This window comes from Streptomyces sp. NPDC097129 (genome assembly GCF_055668065.1).
In genome coordinates this window covers 1,265,394-1,288,122 of the sequence record NZ_JBVOQE010000001.1, presented here as the reverse complement: position 1 = coordinate 1,288,122, position 22,729 = coordinate 1,265,394, and the positions used below count along the sequence as shown (strand labels likewise).

Genomic DNA, 22,729 nt, shown 5'->3' with positions numbered 1-22,729 from the left:
CCCCCGGTCGGCGGGCCCGTCGGCGGGCGGCGCTCGACGGTCGGCAGGCGGCTCTCCTGCCGGCTTCGGCCGGATGTGGGGGTCTGCCGGCAGCGGCTGGCAGGGCGGGTCTGCGGTGGGCCTTGGCCGGATGCAGGGCGGTGTGCCGGCAGTGGGACCGGCGCAGGCGGTGGGCTCGGTCCACGACCGGCGGTGAGCCGCTTGCGCGTCACGGAAGGCAGGCGGGCCCCTGGCGTCCAGCGGCCGGGCGGCAGGGCGGTCGTCGGCCGCGTCGGCGGCGGTGCCGGCGGTCGGTCGGTCGGGCGGTCGGCGGCGTCGGGGCCAGTCCGGTTGTGGTCGGCGGCGTCGGGGGTCCGTCCGGCCGCGGTCGGCGGCGGCGGCCGGTCCGGTCGTGGCCGGGGGTGCGGGGTGCCGCGGGCGGTTGCCGGCAGGCGGGCGGCTGCGGATTTCGTACCTACGTCACCACCCGCCCTCAGGCCCCTGTGCAGAACGTCAAACTTCCACCCCCGGATTTGTACACATACGGCTCATGACGGGCCCCCGGTAAGGAGCGATAGCCTTGTGGCGTGATCAGCGCGATAGCTCGCGGGGGCAATGTTGCCCCTGCCCCGCGCCCGGTGAGCACGGACGACATCCGTGACCGGGCGGCGGTCGCTGGTCTTCACGGGCGGGTCGGGGCCCCAAGGGCTCCCAGGACGCCGGACACATCCCCGAAGCAGGCGGTACGCGAAACGGCGTCCCGTGGTGCGGGTGTGTTCAACATGGCCGATATCCCCCCACTCATCTCACCTTGCGGCATAGCGTCGGAACAGACCGGACACCCCGCGTCTCGGCGTCACGTCGGAAGGGCGGAGACCGTACTTCCTTCTACGTCACGCAACGGCGCGCGACAGGAGCCAGAGGACAATGCAGACCAAGCTGGACGAAGCCAAGGCCGAGCTGCTCGAGAGGGCGGCCCGGGTCGCTGAGAACAGCCCGGTCGGGGGGCACCTTCCGACCGGGACGACGGCCGAGGGCTCCCCGGACACCCCGGGCACGGGCACCTCGGACCGGGAGACCGTACTCGCGTTCCTCCAGCGTTACTACCTGCACACCGCGCCCGAGGACCTCGCCGACCGCGACCCGGTCGACGTCTTCGGCGCCGCCTACTCGCACTACCGCCTGGCCGAGAACCGCCCCCAGGGCACGGCCAACGTCCGCGTGCACACGCCGACGGTCGACGAGAACGGCTGGACGTGCAGTCACTCCGTCGTCGAGGTCGTCACCGACGACATGCCCTTCCTCGTCGACTCGGTCACCAACGAGCTCACCCGGCAGGGCCGCGGCATCCACGTCGTGATCCACCCGCAGGTCGTGGTGCGCCGTGACGTCACCGGCAAGCTGATCGAGGTCCTCACCACCCCGCCGTCCGGTGACCTGCCGCACGACGCGCACATCGAGTCCTGGATCCACGTCGAGATCGACCGCGAGACCGACCGCGCCGACCTCAAGCAGATCACCGCGGACCTGCTGCGAGTGCTGTCCGACGTGCGTGAGGCCGTCGAGGACTGGGAGAAGATGCGGGACGCCTCGGCCCGCCTCGCCGACGGCCTGGCCGACGAGCCCCGCCCCGCCGACCTGCCCGAGCAGCAGGTCGAGGAGGCCCGCGAGCTGCTGCGCTGGCTGTCCGAGAACCACTTCACCTTCCTCGGCTACCGCGAGTACCAGCTGCGCGAGGACGACTCCCTGGCCGCCGTCCCCGGCACCGGGCTCGGCATCCTGCGCTCCGACCCGCACCACGCCGACGACGACCAGCACCCCGTCAGCCCCTCCTTCGAGCGGCTGCCCGCCGACGCGCGCGCCAAGGCGCGCGAGCACAAGCTGCTCGTGCTGACCAAGGCCAACAGCCGCGCGACCGTGCACCGGCCCTCGTACCTCGACTACATCGGCGTGAAGAAGTTCGACGCGGACGGCAACGTCGTCGGCGAGCGCCGCTTCCTCGGCCTGTTCTCCTCGGCCGCCTACACCGAGTCCGTGCTGCGCGTCCCGGTCATCCGCCGCAAGGTCGACGAGGTGCTGCAGCTCGCCGGGTTCTCCCCGAACAGCCACGACGGGCGCGACCTGCTCCAGATCATGGAGACCTACCCGCGCGACGAGCTGTTCCAGACCCCGGCCGACGAGCTCCAGTCCATCGTGACGTCCGTCCTCTACCTGCAGGAGCGCCGCCGGCTGCGGCTGTACCTGCGGCAGGACGAGTACGGCCGCTACTACTCGGCGCTGGTCTACCTGCCCCGTGACCGCTACACGACCGGGGTGCGGCTGCGGATCATCGACATCCTCAAGGAGGAGCTCGGCGGCACCAGCGTCGACTTCACCGCCTGGAACACCGAGTCGATCCTGTCCCGGCTGCACTTCGTCGTCCGGGTCGCACCGGGCACCGAGCTGCCGGAGCTCAGCGACAGCGACAAGGAGCGCATCGAGGCCCGCCTGGTGGAGGCGGCCCGCTCCTGGGCGGACGGGTTCGCGGAGGCGCTGAACGCCGAGTTCGGCGAGGAGCACGCCGCGGAGCTGCTGCGCCGCTACAACAACGCCTTCCCCGAGGGCTACAAGGCCGACCACAGCCCGCGCTCCGCGGTCGCCGACCTCGTCCACCTCGAAGCGCTGGGCAAGGAGAAGGACTTCTCGCTCAGCCTGTACGAGCCGGTGGGCGCGGCGCAGGACGAGCGCCGCTTCAAGATCTACCGCAAGGGTGAATCCATCTCCCTGTCGAAGGTGCTGCCGGTGCTGGCGCAGCTCGGCGTCGAGGTGATGGACGAGCGGCCCTACGAGCTGCGCTGCTCGGACCGGTCCGTGGCATGGATCTACGACTTCGGCCTGCGCATGCCGAACGCGGCGGGCGGCGGCGACTACCTCGGCGACGACGCCCGTGAGCGCTTCCAGGACGCCTTCGCCGCGACCTGGACCGGCAAGGCGGAGAACGACGGCTTCAACACCCTCGTGCTGAGCGCCGGGCTGAGCTGGCGGCAGGCGATGGTGCTGCGGGCGTACGCCAAGTACCTGCGGCAGGCCGGGTCCACCTTCAGCCAGGACTACATGGAGGACACCCTCCGCAACAACGTCCACACCACGCGCCTGCTCGTCTCCCTGTTCGAGGCGCGGATGGCGCCGGAGCGGCAGCGCGCCGGGCTCGAGCTGATCGACGCCCTGCTGGAGGAGGTCGAAGCCGCGCTCGACCAGGTGGCCAGCCTGGACGAGGACCGCATCCTGCGCTCCTTCCTCACCGTCATCAAGGCGACCCTGCGCACCAACTTCTTCCAGAAGACGGACGCGGGCACGCCGCACGCGTACGTGTCGATGAAGTTCGACCCGCAGGCCATCCCGGACCTGCCGGCGCCGCGCCCGGCGTTCGAGATCTGGGTGTACTCGCCGCGGGTGGAGGGCGTGCATCTGCGCTTCGGCAAGGTCGCCCGCGGTGGTCTGCGCTGGTCCGACCGGCGTGAGGACTTCCGCACCGAGATCCTCGGCCTGGTCAAGGCGCAGATGGTGAAGAACACCGTCATCGTGCCGGTCGGCGCCAAGGGCGGCTTCGTCGCCAAGCAGCTGCCCGACCCGGCCGTGGACCGCGACGCGTGGCTGGCCGAGGGCGTCGCCAGCTACAAGACGTTCATCTCGGCGCTGCTCGACATCACCGACAACATGGTCGCGGGCGAGGTCGTCCCGCCCAAGGACGTGGTGCGGCACGACGAGGACGACACCTACCTGGTGGTCGCCGCCGACAAGGGCACGGCGACGTTCTCCGACATCGCCAACAACGTCGCGCAGTCGTACAACTTCTGGCTCGGTGACGCCTTCGCCTCCGGCGGCAGCGCGGGCTACGACCACAAGGGCATGGGCATCACCGCCCGCGGCGCGTGGGAGTCCGTCAAGCGGCACTTCCGCGAGCTGGGCGTGGACACGCAGAGCGAGGACTTCACGGTCGTCGGCGTCGGTGACATGTCCGGTGACGTGTTCGGCAACGGCATGCTGCTGAGCGAGCACATCCGGCTGGTCGCCGCGTTCGACCACCGGCACATCTTCATCGACCCGACGCCCGACGCGGCGACCTCCTACGCCGAGCGGCGCCGCCTGTTCGAGCTGCCGCGCTCCAGCTGGGAGGACTACAACAAGGAGCTGCTGTCCCCGGGCGGCGGCGTCTTCCCGCGCAGCGCCAAGTCGATCCAGATCAACGCGCACATCCGCGAGGTCCTCGGCATCGAGGCGGGCGTCACCAAGCTGACCCCGGCCGAGCTGATGAAGGCGATCCTCCAGGCGCCGGTCGACCTGCTGTGGAACGGCGGCATCGGCACCTACGTCAAGGCCTCCACGGAGTCCAACGCCGACGTCGGCGACAAGGCCAACGACGCCATCCGCGTCGACGGCGCCGACCTGCGGGTCAAGGTCGTCGGCGAGGGCGGCAACCTGGGCGCGACGCAGCTCGGCCGGATCGAGTTCGCGCACCACGGCGGCAAGATCAACACCGACGCCATCGACAACAGCGCGGGCGTGGACACCTCCGACCACGAGGTGAACATCAAGATCCTGCTCAACGGCCTGGTCGCGGACGGCGACATGACCGTCAAGCAGCGCAACAAGCTGCTCGCCGAGATGACCGACGAGGTCGGCCACCTGGTGCTGCGCAACAACTACGCGCAGAACACGGCGATCGCCAACGCCCTGGCCCAGTCCAAGGACATGCTCCACGCCCAGCAGCGCTTCCTGCGTCACCTGGTGCGAGAGGGCCACCTCGACCGGGCGCTGGAGTTCCTGCCCACCGACCGGCAGATCCGCGAGCGCCTCGCGCAGGGCCAGGGCCTGACCGGCCCGGAGACGGCCGTGCTGCTGGCGTACACGAAGATCACGGTCTCCGAGGAACTGCTGGCGACCTCGCTGCCGGACGACCCGTACCTGCGCCGGCTGCTGCACTGCTACTTCCCGACCGCGCTGCGCGAGAAGTTCGCCGACCGCATCGACGGCCACCCGCTGCGCCGCGAGATCACCACGACCGTGCTGGTCAACGACACGGTCAACACGGGCGGTACGACGTATCTGCACCGCCTGCGCGAGGAGACCGGCGCGTCGCTGGAGGAGATCGTCCGGGCGCAGACCGCGGCCCGCGCGATCTTCCGCTCGGCGATCGTGTGGGACGCGGTGGAGGACCTGGACAACAAGGTCGACGCCGCTGTGCAGACCCGCATCCGGCTGCACTCGCGCCGCCTGGTCGAGCGCGGCACGCGCTGGCTGCTCAACAACCGGCCGCAGCCGCTGCAGCTGCGCGAGACGGTGGAATTCTTCGCCGAGCGCGTCGAGCAGGTGTGGCAGGAGCTGCCGAAGCTGCTCCGGGGCGACGACCTGGAGTGGTACGAGCAGATCTACGACGAGCTGACGCGCGCCGGCGTGCCCGACGAGCTGGCCACGCGGGTCGCCGGGTTCTCCTCGGCGTTCCCGACGCTGGACATCGTCTCGATCGCCGACCGCATGGGCAAGGAGCCCCTGGACGTCGCCGACGTGTACTACGACCTCGCCGACCGGCTCGGCATCACGCAGCTGATGGACCGCATCATCGAGCTGCCGCGCAACGACCGCTGGCAGTCGATGGCCCGCGCGGCGATCCGCGAGGACCTCTTCGCGGCGCACGCGGCGCTCACCGCGGACGTCCTGGCCGTCGGCAACGGCACGTCGACGCCGGAGCAGCGCTTCGAGCTGTGGCAGCAGAAGAACGCGCCGATCCTGGGGCGGGCGCGCACCACGCTGGAGGAGATCCAGGGCTCGGACGCGTTCGACCTCGCCAACCTGTCGGTGGCGATGCGCACGATGCGGACGCTGCTGAGGGCGCACTCGTAGTCGCACCCGCGCGTCGCACACGCGCGTCGCACCCGCGAGTCGCACCCGCGCGTCGCACCCGCGCAAAGAAGGGGGCGCCCCGGGCCTGTACCGGCCCGGGGCGCCCCCGTTCGCGTGTCCGCGCCGGCGGCTACCGCTGCTTGAAGAGGGTGAGCCTGGTGGCGTAGTCGGGGAGGTTACCCGTGCTCGCGGTGATGCCGGTGACCTTCAGCATGGCCAGGTTGCCCTCGTCGGTCTCGGTGCACAGGACGCTTCCGACCGGGATCGTGGTGCGCAGGTCCTTCGCGTCGATCTGGGTGGGCAGGACGTCGCCCCGGGCGCCTTCCAGGCACTGCTCGGGCGTGGTGCCGGCGCTCTTGCCCCACGGCGTCTTGAAGCTCCAGTGTCCGCCCGCCACCTCGTCGAGCTCGATCTCGTTGCCCGACGTGATGTCCGACGTGCCGTGCACCTTGGGGATGTCCAGGTCGGCCTCGACGACGGCGGCCGGACCCGGGGAGCGCAGGGCGAAGGTCCGGTCGGTGAACACGGCGGTGTACCCGGAGTCGGCGGAGGGGGAGCCCGGGTCCGAGGCTGCCGGGTCCGGGCTCGGCGGAGGCGTGGCGGAGTGCGTCGGCTGCGCCGTCTGCTTGCCGTCTCCCTGCCCCTCGTCCGACGTGCCGTGCGAACGGGTCAGCGTCCACGTCACCACCACCGCCACGACGACGGCCACCACCGCACCGGCGACGACGAGCCCGGCCCGGTTGCGCCGCGGGGCGGCCGGGGCGTACGTCGGCGCGGGCGGCGCCATGGTCGGGGCGGCGGCGAAGGTGGGACCGTGCGGCGGAGTCGGACCCGCTGTCCCCCGGTCGGCGACCGTGGGCTCCGGCGGCGGGGTGAGGGCGGCCCGTTCGCGCGCGGCGAGGTCGGCGGCGAGCGGCGAAGGGAGCCAGCCGGTGAAGTCGTTCAGGGTGCGGCCCGCGGCCTGTTCGCACAGCGCGGCCAGCTCCTCGGTGCCGGCCCGGGCGGCGGGGTCGGCGGCGAGGCAGCGCTGAAGGAGCGGGCGCAGCCGCTCGTCGTAGCCGTCCAGGAGAGGCGGGCGTACGGCGGTGTTGGCGATCTGCGCGGCGAGGGTGAGGGCGCCGCCGTCGCCGTAGGGATGGCGGCCGGCCGCGGCGACGGCGGCGATCAGGCCGAGCGAGAAGACGTCGGTGGCGGGCCCGACCGGCTCGCCGAGGGCGTGCTCGGGGGACATGAACTGCGGGGTGCCGATGACACCGCCGGACACGGTGAGCTGGGTGGCGTCGGCGGCGCGGGCGATGCCGAAGTCGATGACGTACGGGCCCTGGTTGCTCAGCAGGATGTTGCTGGGCTTGAGGTCGCGGTGCACGATGCCGGCGGAGTGGATCGCGGTGAGCGCCCGCGCGGTGCAGCCGACGAGCTGCAGGACGGCCGGCAGCGGCAGCGGGCCGTGTGCCGCGAGGGCCTCGTGCAGGGGCAGACCGGGGACGAACACCGAGGCGAGCCAGGGCCGTTCGCCGGTGGTGTCGTGGTCGACGACCGGGACGACGTGGTAGCCCTGGACCCGGCGGGCCGCCTGGACCTCCTGCTCGAAGCGGGCGCGAAAGCCCGGGTCGCCGCCGAAGTCGCGCCGGATCACCTTCAGCGCGACGGGCTGGCCGCCGCGGGTGCGGGAGAGGTAGACGGTGCCCATGCCGCCCTCGCCGATCCGGGCGAGCAGCCGGTAGCCGGCGATCTCCCGCGGGTCCTCGGGCCGTAGCCGTTCACCTGTCACGTCCGCCGCCATGCCGACCGCGCCCCCGTTCTTGATCGTCGTGTGCGGCGAGGGTAACGGAGTGCGGACCGGCACCGCGCGCTGTTTCAAGTGCCGGGCGCAGCAGGGGCGTTAGCGGGCAAGCGGCTCGGGCTTCTCGCCGCCCTTGGTGAAGGCCTCGTACTCCTTCATGACCTCCTCCGTGGGGCCGTCCATGAGGAGTTCGCCGCGTTCCAGCCACAGCACGCGGCCGCAGGTCTCGCGGATCGAGGCGTTGCTGTGGCTGACGAGGAAGACCGTGCCGGCCTGCCCGCGCATCTCCTCGATGCGTTCGGCCGAGCGCCGCTGGAACCGGGCGTCACCGGTGGCCAGGGCCTCGTCGATGAGGAGGACGTCGTGGTCCTTGGCGGCGGCGATGGAGAAGCGCAGCCGCGAGCCCATGCCGGAGGAGTAGGTGCGCATCGGCAGGGAGATGAAGTCGCCCTTGTCGTTGATCCCGGAGAAGTCGACGATCTCCTGGTAGCGGTCCTTGATCTGCTCGCGGGACATGCCCATGGCGAGGCCGCCGAGGTAGACGTTGCGCTCGCCTGTCAGGTCGCTCATCAGGGCCGCGTTGACGCCGAGCAGGGAGGGCTGGCCGTCGGTGTAGATCCGGCCCCTCTCCACCGGCAGCAGGCCCGCGACGGCCTTGAGCAGGGTGGACTTGCCGGAGCCGTTGGTGCCGACGAGCCCGACGGCCTCGCCCTTGTACGCGACGAAGGAGACGTTCTTCACGGCGTGCACCCGGCGCACACCCGACGCCTTCTCGGCCTTGCCGCGGCCCAGGATGCGGTTGAGGGCGGCGGTCCCGCTGCCGCGGCCGGCACCGGTGCCGTTGACGCGGTAGACGATGTCGACGTGGTCGACGACGACGGTGGGGGCCGGACCGGTGGCGCCCGGGACGCCGCGGACCACGGCATCGCTCGGGCGGTCGTCGGACAGGATGTCGTTCAACAGCGTGTCAGCCACGGCCGTAGGTCTCCTCTGCCTTCCAGAAGTAGATGAATCCGCCGACGCCGGCGACCAGCGCCCAGCCCGCCGCGACCGCCCACACGTGCGGCGGCAGCTGGTTGGCGTGGAAGCTGTCGATCAGGGCGAAGCGGATCAGGTCGATGTAGACGGCGGCCGGGTTGCACTGCAGGGCGGTGACGACCCAGTGCGGCAGGTGGTCGTGGCCGACCGTCTTCTGGATGCTCCACATGACGCCGGAGACGTACATCCAGGTGCGCAGCAGGAACGGCATCAGCTGGGCGATGTCCGGGGTCTTCGCGCCCATCCGCGCCATGATCATGGACACGCCCGCGTTGAACGCGAACTGCAGGACCAGCGCCGGCACCAGCAGCACCCAGGACACGGCGACCGGGACGCCGCAGCACAGCAGGATGACCAGCAGCGCCGCCATGGAGAACATCAGCTGCTGGAGCTGCTGGAGGCAGAAGGAGACCGGCAGCGCGGCGCGCGGGAAGTGCAGGGCGCGCACCAGGCCGAGGTTGCCGGAGATGGCCCGGGTGCCGGCCATGATCGAGTTCTGGGTGAACGTCCACACGAACACGCCGGTGACGAGGAACGGGATGTAGTCGGCCACGCCGTGCTTGGTGCCGAGCAGCACGCCGAAGATGAAGTAGTAGACCGCCGCGTTCAGCAGCGGGGTCATCACCTGCCACACCTGGCCCAGCTTCGCCTGGCTGTACTGGGCGGTGAGCTTGGCGGTGGCGAAGGCGGTGATGAAGTGACGGCGCGCCCACAGCTGGCGGACGTACTCCGGCAGGGAGGGGCGTGCGCCGCTGACCGACAGGCCGTGGCGGGCGGCGAGCGCCGCGAGGTCGAGTCCGGCGGCCGGCTTCGAGGTCGGGGGCGGTGTGTCGAGGGCCTGGCTCACATCCGCTGCTTTCGTTCGGGGCGGGTGGTCTTCCCGTCGTTCCTCACGGTTCTCTTCACCGTTTCTTACGTCGGGACGAGACCGTAGCGTCGTAACGGGAGCGTAGGCCCATCCGACGTCGGGACGCAACCGTATCGTCGTGACGCCCTATGCTGTTCGTATGACGACGAACGCCGACGGGCCCAAGACGCCTGCGCGCCGCCGGGCCCCCGCCGGCGCCGCCGTGCTCCGCGAGGACGTGACGGAGGCCATCCGGGCGGCCGTCTTCGAGGAACTCGCGGCCGTCGGCTACGCGCGCATGTCCATCGAGGGCATCGCGCGCCGGGCTGGCGTCGGCAAAACGGCGGTGTACCGGCGGTGGCGCTCCAAGCTGCACCTGGTGCTCGACGTCGTCTCGGCGCTCGCGGTGATGGGCCTGCCCGCGCCGGACACCGGCACGCTGGAGGGCGATCTGCGGCTGCTGTACCAGGTCACCTCACGCGCCCTGCGCCACCCGGTGGCCTCGCAGATCCTCCCCGACCTCCAGGCGGAGGCGGCGCGCAACCCGGACATCGCCGAGGCCATGCAGAAGACCCTGCGGGAGGGCCAGGAGGGCGTGGCCAGCGGCATCGTGGTGGCGGCGCAACGGCGCGGCGAGATCCGCGACGACATCGACGCGGACCTGGCCCTCGACCTGATCTCCGGCCCCCTGTACTGGCGCTCGGTGGTCATCCGCACCCCGCAACTCCCCAAGGGCTACCTGGACGCCCTCGCCCGCAGCACAGCAGCGGCACTGCGAGCGCTTTAGGCTCCGCCGGGGAACCGGCAACGGCCCGCACCCCGGCCCCGACTCAGAAACCGGCCGCAGGCGCGACAGCAACCGGCCACCGGACAGCAACGGGCCGCCGCAGGCACAAAGGGGCGCGGGGCTGTGTCGATATGCGGCTCCGCCGCGTGGGCGCGACCAGGCACAACGAAACCCGCACCCGAAACACAACCCAGCGCGCCGCAGGCACCCCGTCTCAGGACGCGCTGCTCAACGCCCGATCCGTGGCCCGTCGGGTGTCGGGGACCGGCACCGGTTCGCGGACCGGCCGCGCGGCCCGCCACAGCCGTACGAGGGACCAGACGGCGGCCGCAGTGAGCAGGCCGTTACGGGCGAGCATCAGGGCCACGCCGGTGGTCGTGCTGAGGATCACCTCGCGGTACAGGACCGGATACACCACCACACTCACCGCCGCCGCCAGCGCGACCAGCACCGCCACCGGCCGCTGCACCGTGCGCCGGACGGTCAGGCAGGCCGCGGACAGCCCCAGGAGCCAGATCAGGTACTGCGGACTGAGCACCCGGCTCGTGACGGTGAAGAGCAGCACCGCGCACAGCGCAGCGTCGCACGGAGTCGCCCCGCTCCAGCGGCGGGCCCGCACCCGCCAGAGCAGCAGCAGCGCGAAGGCCGCGGCGGTCAGCGCCAGCGAGGCGTGGGCGACCGCGGTCACGTGCGGGCCGACGAACTCCATGGCCCCGTACTGGTAGCGCGCCCGGCCCGGCCAGCCGGCGTGCCGCGCGAGACCCAGCAGCGTGCCGCCGAGCGACTCGATCTGCACGCCGCGGCCGCCCTGGTTGCCCAGGAAGGACAGGGAGTTGCGGAAGGCCAGGCCGATCAGCGCGAACGCCGCCGCGCCGGTGACCGCCGCCGAGGTCCACGCCGCCCGGGTCACCCGGCCCTTGCCGGTGCCCAGCAGCACCAGCACCGGCCACACCTTCACCATCGCCCCCAGTGCCGCGAGCGCCCCGCACACGCGTGGGAAGCGCGGCAGCGTCAGCAGGGCGAGCACCCCGAACGCGGTCACTATCACGTCGTACCGGGCGAGCGGCAGATGCAGCAGCAGGGGCAGGCCGCACACCCAGTACCAGGCACCGAGCCCGCTGCCGCCGTCCCGCCCGCCCGCGCGGGCCAGCGCGAAGGTGAGTGCCGCGTCGCACAGCAGCGTGAGCACGACGAACGCCTGAAGGTACGTCAGTCCCGGCAGCGCCGCCGGCGACAGCATCACCAGCCCCGCGCCCGGCGGGTACTGCCACAGCGTGTCGTGCGCCGGGAACGCGCCGTGGGCGAGGACGTTCATCCAGTGGTGGTACAGCCCCCACACCTCGTGCGCGACCCTGCCGTTGCCGAGCGCCGCCGGGGCGCTGTGCGTGAGCACCCACAGCATCAGGCCGCGGGTGGCGAGCCACGCGGCGGTCAGCGGGACGGCGCGAACGAGTCGTCTTGTCATCACGGCGGATCGTAAGCCGGATGAACGCCATGTCCGGTCTTATCCGGGATCAACGACGCAGAAGGCCATCAATTCGGGGCAACTACCCCCGCGGCAAGCCTTCCTCGTGTGCCGCCGCGTCCAGCGCCGTCGTCAGACGGTCGAGGCGGGTGCGCAGCTCGCGGATCTCGTCGAGGTCGAAGCCGGTGGAGGCCATGATCCGGCGCGGCACCTGCAGGGCGCGCTCACGCAGCGCCGTGCCCTCCTCGGTGAGCCGCACCCGGACGGACCGCTCGTCCTGGGCGTCGCGCTCGCGCCGGACCAGGCCGGCCGCCTCCAGTCGCTTCAGCAGCGGCGAGAGCGTGCCGGAGTCCAGGCGCAGATGCTCGCCGAGCTTCTTGACGGGCAGCTCGCCCCGCTCCCACAGCACCAGCATCGCCAGGTACTGCGGGTAGGTGAGCCCGAGGTCCTTGAGGATCACGCGGTAGACGCCGTTGAAGGCGCGGGACGCGGCGTGCAGGGAGAAGCAGATCTGGCGGTCCAGGCGGAGCCAGTCCTCTTGCTCGGCGGGGGGCGGGGTGATCGCGGTCATGGACCAAGGGTAGCTCCGGTGGGGCCATTCAGTGGGGTACAGCAAAGTAGCGCATCATAAAATGAACAACGATTCAATTGTGCACAACTCAATTTCGTGCTCTACTTGTACTCGTCACCGACTCCCAGAGGGAAGGTCCGCCATGGACACGCTCTACACCGCCGTCGCCACCGCCACCCACGGCCGCGAGGGTCGTGCCGTCAGCTCCGACGGCCGGCTCGACCTGCAGCTGGCCGTCCCGGTGGAGATGGGCGGCAACGGTCAGGGCACCAACCCCGAGCAGCTCTTCGCCGCCGGTTACGCCGCCTGCTTCGCCAGCGCCCTCGGCCTGGTCGGCCGGCAGGCCAAGGTGGACGTCAGCGACGCCGCCGTGACCGGCGAGGTCGGCATCGGCAAGCAGGGCGAGGGCTTCGGGCTCGCGGTCACCCTGCGCATCGAGCTGCCGGCCCACGTCGACGAGGCCACCGGCCGCAAGCTGGTGGAGACCGCCCACCAGGTCTGCCCCTACTCCAACGCCACCCGCGGCAACATCCCCGTCGACCTGGTCATCGAGTAGTACCGCGCGCGCCCGCGCCCCTCATCGAGTGGGCCACGCGGCGCCCGTGCCGCTACCCGGCAGTCCCGTGCCCGCCCGCGCCCCTCGTCCTATGAGTCGCGGGCGCGCCCGCGTTCCTCGCCCGGGACTCGCCCGCCGTGTCCCCGACCCGCGCCAGCACCTCCCCGGTCCGCCCGCTCCACGTCACCACGACCGCCTCCGCCGGCAGCCTGCGGCGCGGCGTCAGCAGCAGCCAGCGCACGTGGTAGCGGCGGACGATCGCGGTCCGCTCGGCGCGGGTCGAGCCGGCGGCGAGGTAGGCGTCCACGTCGGCCTGGCGCCGCAGCCGCTCGCGCTCGTCCAGCGCCGGGTCCGGCCAGGTCGGCGCGGCCAGGTCGGGGCCGTATCCGGGCAGCAGGCGCTTGGCCTGGTAGCCGTCGGCGATGACCACGTCGCCCGGCCGGACGTACCGCGCGGCCCAGGCGTACGACGGCCAGTGAGGCGGCTGCGCGAAGCCCACCGGGTCCAGCGAGCGCGGCACGACCGCCCCGGCCTGCACCGTGCAGAAGCCCACCCCCGCCGCCACGGCGGCCACCGCCCCCAGCGCCCTGCGCCCCGCCCGCCACGGCCGGGGCGCCGCCAGTTCCACCGCGAGCGCGATCTGCGGCGGCAGCAGGGCCGCGCCGAGCACCCGGCCGTAGGTGTAGTGGCCGCTGACCCAGCCGTACGCCACGACCAGGCAGTCCAGTACGAACATCAGCACCAGCGGGTCACGCCGCCCGTGCCGCCGGGCGCGCAGCCACAGCGCGGGCAGCCCCGGCACCAGCGCCAGCCAGAAGCGGCTCACGAGATCGTCGTACAGGCCCCGGTGGATCGTGTCCACGCTGTCGTTCCCGGCCAGCGCGAGCACATCGCAGTACGGCCAGAGCGCGGCCGTCAGCAGAGCGAGCGCGCAGGTCAGCGCCCAGCGCGCCGCCACCGCCGCACGCCGGCCGCGCTGGCGGCCGGCCACCAGGGCCACCGCTCCCGTCGCCGTCGCCACGAAGGTGATCGGGTGCACGAGCAGGATCGTGCCGTACAGCACGCCCAGGGCCGCGTACCCGGCGAATCCCCGCAGGCCGCTCGGGCCGACGTAGCGCACGCGGCGCGTGTCCCGGGCCCGCGTGCCCGTCAGTGCCCACGCCCACAACGTTCCTCCGAGCGCGGCGGTGGAGGGGTAGCCGAGGTTGGTGGTCATCGCGATCAGGCTCGGGTAGCCGCTCCACACCACCCGCTCGGTGCCCCACAGCAGCGTCATCGCGCCCAGGGCGAGCACCGGCGCCCACGGGCGCGGGGTGAGGGTGCGCACGAAGCGGCCGAGGCCGGTCAGCACCAGGAGCAGGTTGAACGGCCCGGCCAGCCGCACCACCTCCCAGCCGCCCAGCCCGGTCAGCCGTGCGAACACGCCCTCGGCCAGCGCGTACGGCGAGTAGTACGGGCTGCCCGCGCCCGGCAGGTCGGCCATCGGGTGGCGCGGATGCAGCAGGTCGGCCCGCAGTCGCTCGATCACCGCCGCGTGCTGGCCGGCATCGCAGCACAGCGGCACCCGCCAGTACGCCAGCGTCATCACCAGCCAGAACAGCAGACCGGCGGCCTGGTACGGCGTCGGTCGCCACAGCCGTCCGCCGCGCAGCGCCGTGGCGCCGCGCACGGGCCGCCGGACGAGGCCGCCGGTGCTTGCGCCCGCGCCCGCGCCGACGCCGGTGCTCGCGCCCGCGTTCACGCCTGCGCGCGCGTCCGCGCTCATCGGACGATCGGGTGATCGGACATTCGGGGCATTGGGCTTATATGCCCGCACAGGCTTGTGCTCGTCGGCGGCCACGCCGACGCTCACCCCGTCGGGGCGCTACGTCACCCGATCGGCCGCCGGCGCCTTGCACTCATGCCCGCGGCCGCCCCCCGGCCCCCCCGGCCGCCCCCCGGTCGGCCGGTCGGACGCCAGACGGGCGGCCGGGTCGGAGTGGGCCGCGAGGGACTGGACGGCATGGGATCTCCCGGTGACCTCAAGGAGGTGAGGACCTGGTACGCGGGGACGATGACACTGAACCTGGGCAACGGGCATCCCTACCGTCGGCACGGGCGTTTGCCCGGCAACGGCCCAGGTGAGGGCGTGGTTACGGCCCCTGCGGCATCCGGGGGAACGGCGAAGGGCGCACCCCTCACCGCTCCCAACCGTCCACCGCGCGTGGCTACTTGACCGCGCCCGCCATCACCCCGGACACGAACTGCCGCTGGAACGCGAAGAACACGGCCAGCGGGATCACCATCGAGATGAACGCGCCGGGTGCCAGCACGTCGATGTTGTTGCCGAACTGCCGTACCTGCGTCTGCAGCGCGACCGTGATCGGCTGGGTGCCGGACTTGGTGAACACCAGCGCCACCAGCATGTCGTTCCACACCCACAGGAACTGGAAGATGCCGAGCGAGGCGATCGCCGGACCGCCCAGCGGCATCACGACCCGCGTGAACAGCCGCAGCTCGCCCGCGCCGTCCAGCCGGGCCGCCTCCAGCAGCTCGCGCGGGATCTCCGCGAAGAAGTTGCGCAGCAGGAACACCGCGAACGGCAGGCCGAACCCGACATGGAACAGGATCACGCCGAGGATCGTGCCGAACAGGCCGATCTTGCCGAACAGTTCGGCGATCGGGATCAGCGCCACCTGCACCGGCACCACCAGCAGCCCGACCACGGCGAGGAACCACCAGTCGCGGCCCGGGAACTCCATCCACGCGAACGCGTAGCCCGCGAGCGAACCGATCACCACGACCAGCACCGTCGCCGGGACCGTGATCAGCACGGTGTTGAGCAGCGAGTTGGTGATGTCCGGGTTCTGCAGCAGCTTGGAGTAGCTGTCGAAGGTCAGCTGGGACGGCTTGGTGAACACCGTCCACCAGCCGCTGGCGCTCATGTCCTGCGGCGAGCGCAGCGAGGAGATCAGCAGACCGATCGTCGGCACCAGCCAGAACAGGCCGACGACGATCAGGAACACGCGCACCGCGCCGCCACTGACCCAGCCCGCGAGCCGTGAGGCCGGCGACCGCCTCGCCTTCACCGTCCCGGCCGGCGGTGGCACCGCCTGCGTCAGACTGCCGGCGTCCGCCGTCATCCCCGCACCTCCCGCCGAAGCCGCCCGACGTCACTGCCCGTCTCCGGGGGACGACCCCCGGACCCCCAGCCGGTCCGAGGCGCATGCGAGTTCATCGCCTGACCTCCCGCCGAAGCCGCCTGACGTTGAACCACATCACCGGAATCACCAGCAGCAGCAGGAACACCGCGATCGCGCTCGCGATGCCCGGCTGGTCCTCCGAGAAGCCCTTGCGGTACAGCTCCAGCGCCAGCACGTTCGCGTCGTCCTGCGAGGAGCCCGGGGCGATGATGAAGACCAGGTCGAAGATCTTCAGCACATTGATCATCAGCGTGACGGCCACGACCGCGAGCACCGGCGCCAGCAGCGGCACCGTGACCCGCCGGAACACCTGCCACTCGTTGGCCCCGTCGACCCGTGCCGCCTCCAGCAGCTCGCGCGGCATCCCGGCGAGCCCGGCCGCGATCAGCACCATCGCGAACCCCGCCCACATCCAGATGTACGACCCGATGATCGACGGCGTGACCAGCGACGGGCCGAGCCAGTCCAGACCGTTGTACGGCTGCTTGAAGTTGCTCGCCGGGAGCCTGAGCTGCGCCCCGGCGGCCTTGTCCGGCAGCGTGAACGTGCCGTCGTCGCCGGCCGTCGTCGACGCCACCACCTTGCCGTCCTTGACCGCCTCGATCCGCATCCCGGCGTAACCGAGTTCGGACGGGTCCGGTGCGCCGAGCCTGCCGACGCCCTTGCCGCGCGTGAAGTCCTGCCAGGTCGTGCCGGTGATCTTCCCCGGCTCGGCCTTGGGCGCCACCGCCTTCGTCGCGCTGCCGGGCATCTGGTCGGGCGCGACGCCGACCAGCGGCAGCAGGACCGGCTGCCCCGCCTGCACCGGCGTCTTCGTGACGAACCCGCCGCCCTGCGGTGTCAGCGGCGAGTCGCGGCCCGGGTGCGCCTTCGGGAACGCCGACGACTGCGCGAACGTGTCGTGCACGCCCACCCACACCGCGTTCGCCACACCCTTGTCCGGGTCCTGGTCGTACACCAGGCGGAAGATGATGCCGGCCGCGAGCATGGAGATCGCCATCGGCATGAAGACGACCAGCTTGAACGCCGTACCCCAGCGCACCCGTTCGGTCAGCACCGCGAAGATCAGGCCCAGGGCGGTGGCGACCGTCGGCGCGAACACCACCCAGATGATGTTGTTCTTCAGCGCGGTGCGGATGCCCTGGTCCGTGAACAGGGCCTTGTAGTTGTCGATGCCGGCGAAGGAATGGCCGGACTGGTCGTAGAAACTGCGCACGACCGAGTACCCGATCGGGTACACCACGAGCGCGCCGAGCAGCACCAGGGCGGGCAGCAGGAACAGCGCCGCCACGGTCTTGCGGGTGCCGGTCACGCTCTTGCGCCTGCGAGGAGCGGCAGGGGTCTTGGAGACCCCCGCCGCCGTGGCCGACGCCATGGCGTCAGCTCCCGTAGGCGGCGGCCGCGTCCGCCTCCAGCTTCCGCTGCGTGCCCGCGACGTCGCCCGGGTTCTTCAGGAAGTCCTGCAGGTCCTTCCACTCGCCCTTGCCGGGCGTGCCGCCGAAGGACTGCGGGGCCTGGTCGGACATGTCGAACCGGAAGTCGTCACCGGAGCCGATCAGCGCCTTGGCGATCTTGCGCTGCACCTCGTTCGGGTACGCCGAGTTCGCCACGTTCTTGTTCGGCGACAGGTAGCCGCCGAGCTTCGCCTGGATGGTCGCAGCGTCCGGCGAGGCCAGCCACTTCGCCAGCGCCTGCGCGCCCTTGGAGTCCTTCAGGATGACCGCGGCGTCACCGCCGGAGACCACCGGCGCGGTGCTGCCCACGGTCGGGAACGGGAACACCTTCGCGTCCGTGCCCACCTTCGCCTTGGTCTCACCGATGTTGACCTGCGCGAAGTCGCCCTCGTAGACCATGGCGGCCTTCGGCTGGTCGCCACCGGTGAAGGTCTGCGTCACCGACGCCGGGAACTCCGTCTGCAGCGCGCCGTCCGGGCCGCCCGCGATCCAGTCCTTCTTGCCCCAGATCTGCGCCAGCGTGGTCAGCGCGTCCTTCACGGACGGATCCGTCCACTTGATCTTGTGCTGGGCGAGCTGGTCGTACTTCTGCGGACCGGCCTGCGAGAGGTAGACGTTCTCGAACCAGTCGGTGAGCGTCCAGCCGTCGGCGCCGCCGATGGAGAACGGGGTGACGCCGGAGTCGGACACCGTCTGCGCCGTGCTCAGCAGGTCCTTCCACGTCTTGGGTTCCTTGGCGCCCGCGTTCTCGAAGACCTTGGCGTTGTACCAGATCAGCGACTTGTTGGCGGCCTTGTAGTACACGCCGTACTGCTTGCCGCCCACCTTGCCGATGTTCTGCCAGCCCTGCGAGTAGTTCTTGCCCAGCTCGGAGAGCACATCGGCGTTGACCGGCTTGGCCCAGCCCTTGTCGACGGCCTGCTTGATGGCGCCCGGCTGCGGCAGCATCGCCACGTCCGGCGGCTGCCCGCCCGCGATCTTCGAACCGAGGAAGTTGACGATCGGGTCCTGCGCGGGCACGAACGTCACGCTCGCGCCGGTGCGCTTCTCGAACTCCGCGAGGACCTTCTTGAAGTTGGCCTGCTCGCCGCCGGTCCATACGGCGGCGACCTCCAGGTGCGTGCCGTTCAGCTTCGGCAGGTTCAGGCCGCTGTCGCTGCCGGCGGCGCTGGGTGTGGACCCGCCCGTGTCGGTGCCGCCCTTGTCGCCGCCGCCCCCGCACGCGGCGAGGGAGAAGGCCAGGGCGCTCGCGGCCACGGCCGCCGCGGCCCTCGCCCCCCTGGCGTTCCGGATGGTGCTGCTGCTCGTGGTGCGCATCACTTCCCCGTTCTTTCGTTCGTCGTCGAACGATCGAGTGTTTGCCCCGTGCCGTCTGGTCTACGCCGGGTCAAGGGGGTCGGCAAGAGCGCGTGGTGTGTCAACCGGGGGATCGTGACCGCCTCGTGATCGGCCTCCAGCGTCGTTGTGGCCGCGGTCGAGGAAACGACCGCCCTCCGCCGCCCCGCCCCGGGAGCCGAGCCGTCCGAGTGGGCTAAAGGAGTGACGGCACCTGCGTGGCCGACACCTCCTTCGCCGCTCTCTGCAACGCGCTGGCGAGCAGCGCCAGATCCGTCGGGCCGTTGCCCAGTTCGCGCACCGGGCGGCGGGCCGGCGGGTCGCCCATCCGGTGCCACTCCAGCGCGACGACCGTGGGCCGCAGCGTCGCCGTACGCGGGATACGGCCCGTCACCCGTCCCGCCTGGAACGTCGTCGCCCGCCCGCGCGCTCCGGCCAGCCGGCCCCGGCCGGGCGACGGGGCGTCCGGTCCGGCCTCCGGCGCCTCCAGCACGATCCGCAGCGCCGCCCGCCGCACCGGCTCCGACTCGGCCGTACGGCCCCCGGGATGGGCCGTGGCCACCAGGTGCACGCCGAGCCGCTCGCCCTCCCGGGCCACCGCCTCCAGCGCCCGCATCACCGAACCGGCGGCGGGCCGGCCCGGCGCGCCCAGCGGCGGCGAGACCAGCGCGTCCAGGTCGTCGACGACCACCACGAGGCGGGGCAGCGGGGGAATGGCCTGCGTCTGCCGGCGGGCGGCGGCGGACGGGCGCAGCCGCAGGGTGGAGCTGGGCGGCGTGTCGAGGTCGGCGGCGCCGGGGTCGCCGTCCGGTGCGGTGGGGGGTCCGGCGGGCGCGTCGGGGGAGCCGCCGGTGGGGGCCGTGGTGCCCGCGAGGCCGCTCGCAAGGCCGCTCGGGAGGCCATGGGCGGTGCGGGTGCCCGGTGCGGTGCGCTGCGCGACCATGCGGCCGGAGACCTCGCGGTGCCGGTGCCACTCGGCGAAGTCCGAACGGCCCAGCAACTCGGCCCGCCGCTTCAGCTCCGCGCTCAGCGACTGAGCGAACTCCCGCATCAGGACAGGGTCGTTGGCGGTCAGATGGGTCGTGACGTGCGGCACGTCCCGGCACACGTGCAGGCCGTCGCCGCCCGCGCCGCTCACCCGGTCCCGGCCGTCCATCAGCACGATGCCGAGCCGGTCGGGCCGCTCGGCCGCCGCCAGCGAGGCGACCACGGACCGCAGCAGCTCGGTGCGGCCGCTGCCGGGCGGCCCCTCCACGACCAGATGCGGGCCCTCGGCGACCAGGTCCACGGTGACCGGGCCGCGCGGGCCCGCGCCCAGCACCGCCCAGGCCCGCCCGCCGAGTGCCTCCGCGTCGTCGGCCGCGTCCGCCCACCGCGCCATCAGCGACGTCGGCGTGGCACGGGCCAGACCCAGCTCGTCCAGCAGCCGGGCCGACGACGGCAGCGGAGCCGACACCCGCGCGTGCTTCTCCCCGGGCCCGTCGGGCCGCAGCGGCGCCAGCGCCCGCGCGAACCGCTCCGCCCACGCCGTGGAGACCGCGTCCACCACCGCGACCGTGCCGTGCCCGACGGGTGACGGGTGCGGCACGGGCGCCACCCGCAGCAGCCGCAGCGCGCTCGCCACGTCACCGCTGAGCAGGGCCACGGCACCGCACTGACGGAACGTCGGCGCGACCGCGCAGGCCGCCTCGTACGTGTCCGTCACCGGGGAGGCGGGGGAGGCCGGGGCCGTCTCGGCGAGGCACACGACGTGGATGCCCGCGCGCGGGCCCTCCAGCGCGAGCCGCGCCACCGTCTCGCGCAGCCCGGCCCCGCCCGGGTCGCCGTCCACGACGACCACCGTGTACGGACCGGGGAAGGCGGAGGCCCCGCCCTGGACGCCGTCACCGCGCGCGTCATCGAGAACCTTGTTGTGGGCGTCGTCGTGGGCGTCGTCGTCGGGGCGGGCCCAGGAGGGGCGCCGCGGGGGTGCCGAGGCGGCCTCAGGGGCGGTCGGGGTGCTCGCCGGTGCGGTGAGCGCCATGGTTTCCGTCGCGGCGGGTGCGGTGGGTGCGCTGGGCGGTGACGCCGTACCCGCGCCGGACGGTGGCTGGTCGGCGAGGTGGTCCGCCAGGCGGCGCAGCAGCTCGTCGGTGCGGGCGGCGGCCTGCTCGCGGTCGTAGGCGAGCAGCAGACGGCAGTCCTGGCCGTGCCCGGGGCGGACATGGGGCAGCCAGCCGAGCCAGCCCCACTCGGCGGTGCGTTCCTCAAGCGTGCGGGCCCGGTCGACGCTGATCAGCACGATCTCCAGCACGTCCGGGGAGTGCAGCGCGGCGAGCTGGGCCAGCACCGCGCGGGCCAGTCCGGACAGCCGGGGGCGCGGCCCGGCCAGTCCTAGCGCCCCCGCCTCGCGCAGCCCCGCGGTCACGGGGACGGCGGGCAGCAGGCCGGAGCCGTCGGGCGTGGTGCGGTCGGCCGTGCCCAGCCGGACGGTGAGCGCCTCCGGGTCACCCGGGCCGCGCTCCCACAGCCGGGGACCGGGACCGAGCGCGGTGAGCAGCAGCGCCGCCGGGTCCGGCCAGGTCTCCGGGCGGGCCGTCGCGGGGTCGGCCGTCGCGTACGGCAGAGGGGTGGGCCGCTCGCCGGCCGGCTCGTCGGGCTGTGGTGGCAGCGGCCCCGGCGTCTGCTCCGGCTCGCCGCGTCCGCCGGCCAGCCTGCGGGCCCACGCCGAAAGCCCGCCGCGTCGCCGCCCGCCGCCCCCGCGGCCACCGGCCTCGGCGTCGTCGCCCTCGATGGACGGGTGCGGAGGGGAGTGCGGGTGCGCGGGCGCGGCCTCGTGGGCGTCGGTGAGCGCACCGAACGGGACGCCGCCACCGTGCGTGTCCAGGGCGCGGCGGTGGCCGGGCGGGGCGGATGCCGCGGCGCGCGAAACCGGCGCACCGGCGACCGGCGCGCCCGGGATCGGCGCACCGGGGGTCGGCGTACCCGGGATCGGCGCCCCCGGGACCGGCCCCCCGGCGACCGGCGTACCCGGGATCGTCGTACGGGAAGGGGCTCCGTGGGCCGCCGCGGGATCGCCGTAGCTCTCGGCGCGGGGTGCGCCGGCCTGGCCCGGCACCGTCGCGGGCTCCGCGAGCGCGGGCGGCCGGGGGCCGCTGCCCTGCGGCTGAGACCCGGGCGCCTGCGCGCCCCCGGCCGCCCGCACCCGCACGTGTCCCTCGCCGTCCGGTGTCGTCGCCACGCGCGTACCGGGGCCGCCGGGCGGGGCGAGCCGCAGCGCCGACTCGCCGATCCGGAGCAGGGAACCCGGCGCGAAGCGCACCGGGCGCTCACTCACGCGCGTGCCGTCCAGCGTCGTGCCGTTGGTGGAGTCCAGGTCGGCGACCGTGACGCGGCCGTCGGCGGACAGGGTCACCGCGCAGTGCAGCCGGGAGACGTCCGGGTCGTCGAGCGGGACGTCGGCGTCGGCGGAGCGGCCCACCCGCACCTCGCCGCCGTGCAGCAGATGGACGCCGCCCGCGTCGGGACCGGCGACGACCTGGAGCTGGGCGGGGGCGTCGTCCAGCTCGGGATGGGGTTCGGGGTCGGCGGGCGCGCCCAGGGAGAGGACCGCGCCGTCGGTGAGCGGGGGCTCGCCCAGCGTGCAGCGCTGCGCGTCGAGCCGGTCCGCGCCGGCGTACATCACCACGGGGCCGTCACCGGCCTGGACCGCCGCGGCGAGCGCCGACGCCACCGCGGCCAGAGCCGTGCCCGCGGGGGCCGTCACCAGCACGTCGCAGCTCGCGGCGCGGCCGCGCCCCCCGGGGTGCGGGGCCTGCGGATCTACGACGGTCAGCCGGATCTGCATCGGCGTCAGCGGTCCCTTCTGCGCGG

At 72.9% G+C, this 22,729-nt stretch carries 13 protein-coding genes; 3 read left to right on the top strand and 10 right to left on the bottom strand.

From position 1 onward, the window contains the following. Positions 1-906: 906 nt before the first annotated feature. Positions 907-5,859 carry an NAD-glutamate dehydrogenase gene (locus AC0B9F_RS05770; protein ID WP_471998946.1) on the top strand — a complete coding sequence of 1,651 codons (4,953 nt, stop codon included), beginning with the start codon at positions 907-909 and terminating at the stop codon, positions 5,857-5,859. Positions 5,860-5,989: 130 nt separating this feature from the next. Here the strand turns inward: AC0B9F_RS05770 and AC0B9F_RS05765 are convergent, their stop codons facing one another. The 3 genes from AC0B9F_RS05765 to AC0B9F_RS05755 form a co-directional block, all read right to left on the bottom strand. Further along, positions 5,990-7,630: a serine/threonine-protein kinase gene (locus AC0B9F_RS05765; RefSeq protein ID WP_471998945.1), complete on the bottom strand. Its 1,641-nt coding sequence runs from the start codon at positions 7,628-7,630 to the stop codon at positions 5,990-5,992. A 111-nt stretch (positions 7,631-7,741) separates the two neighbouring features. Then, a complete protein-coding gene (locus AC0B9F_RS05760; RefSeq protein WP_471999014.1) occupies positions 7,742-8,563 on the bottom strand; it encodes an ABC transporter ATP-binding protein in 822 nt (273 codons plus the stop codon). Positions 8,564-8,609: 46 nt separating this feature from the next. Beyond that, a complete protein-coding gene (locus AC0B9F_RS05755; RefSeq protein ID WP_471998944.1) occupies positions 8,610-9,527 on the bottom strand; it encodes an ABC transporter permease in 918 nt (305 codons plus the stop codon). Positions 9,528-9,687: 160 nt separating this feature from the next. Between AC0B9F_RS05755 and AC0B9F_RS05750 the strand changes: the two genes are divergently transcribed. Beyond that, positions 9,688-10,314 (top strand): TetR/AcrR family transcriptional regulator, encoded by a 627-nt coding sequence (locus tag AC0B9F_RS05750; RefSeq protein ID WP_471998943.1) that lies wholly within the window; start codon positions 9,688-9,690, stop codon positions 10,312-10,314. Between the two features lie 214 nt (positions 10,315-10,528). Here the strand turns inward: AC0B9F_RS05750 and AC0B9F_RS05745 are convergent, their stop codons facing one another. Together AC0B9F_RS05745 and AC0B9F_RS05740 are read right to left on the bottom strand one after the other, a co-directional pair. Continuing rightward, complete coding sequence (locus tag AC0B9F_RS05745; RefSeq protein WP_471998942.1) at positions 10,529-11,779, bottom strand: glycosyltransferase 87 family protein; 1,251 nt, start codon at positions 11,777-11,779, stop codon at positions 10,529-10,531. A gap of 82 nt (positions 11,780-11,861) precedes the next feature. Next, positions 11,862-12,350: a MarR family winged helix-turn-helix transcriptional regulator gene (locus AC0B9F_RS05740; RefSeq protein ID WP_471998941.1), complete on the bottom strand. Its 489-nt coding sequence runs from the start codon at positions 12,348-12,350 to the stop codon at positions 11,862-11,864. A gap of 142 nt (positions 12,351-12,492) precedes the next feature. Here AC0B9F_RS05740 and AC0B9F_RS05735 point away from each other — a divergent pair, with 142 nt between their 5' ends. After that, on the top strand, positions 12,493-12,906 hold the full coding sequence (locus AC0B9F_RS05735; protein ID WP_471998940.1) for an organic hydroperoxide resistance protein: 414 nt from the start codon (positions 12,493-12,495) through the stop codon (positions 12,904-12,906). 52 nt (positions 12,907-12,958) lie between these two features. On the opposite strand, the gene AC0B9F_RS05730 is transcribed toward AC0B9F_RS05735, so the two are convergent. The 5 genes from AC0B9F_RS05730 to AC0B9F_RS05710 all read right to left on the bottom strand — a co-directional run bounded on the left by AC0B9F_RS05730 (position 12,959) and on the right by AC0B9F_RS05710 (position 22,703). Further along, on the bottom strand, positions 12,959-14,671 hold the full coding sequence (locus AC0B9F_RS05730) for a hypothetical protein (protein WP_471998939.1): 1,713 nt from the start codon (positions 14,669-14,671) through the stop codon (positions 12,959-12,961). A gap of 442 nt (positions 14,672-15,113) precedes the next feature. Beyond that, entirely contained in the window at positions 15,114-16,028 is a 915-nt protein-coding gene (locus AC0B9F_RS05725; protein WP_471998938.1) for a carbohydrate ABC transporter permease, read from the bottom strand. A gap of 91 nt (positions 16,029-16,119) precedes the next feature. After that, positions 16,120-17,463, bottom strand: coding sequence for a carbohydrate ABC transporter permease (locus AC0B9F_RS05720; protein ID WP_471998937.1), 1,344 nt, complete (start codon positions 17,461-17,463; stop codon positions 16,120-16,122). A 4-nt stretch (positions 17,464-17,467) separates the two neighbouring features. Beyond that, positions 17,468-18,859, bottom strand: coding sequence for an ABC transporter substrate-binding protein (locus AC0B9F_RS05715; RefSeq protein WP_471998936.1), 1,392 nt, complete (start codon positions 18,857-18,859; stop codon positions 17,468-17,470). Between the two features lie 214 nt (positions 18,860-19,073). Continuing rightward, positions 19,074-22,703, bottom strand: a complete 3,630-nt coding sequence (locus tag AC0B9F_RS05710) for an FHA domain-containing protein (protein ID WP_471998935.1) — start codon at positions 22,701-22,703, stop codon at positions 19,074-19,076. Between the last annotated feature and the right edge of the window lie 26 nt (positions 22,704-22,729).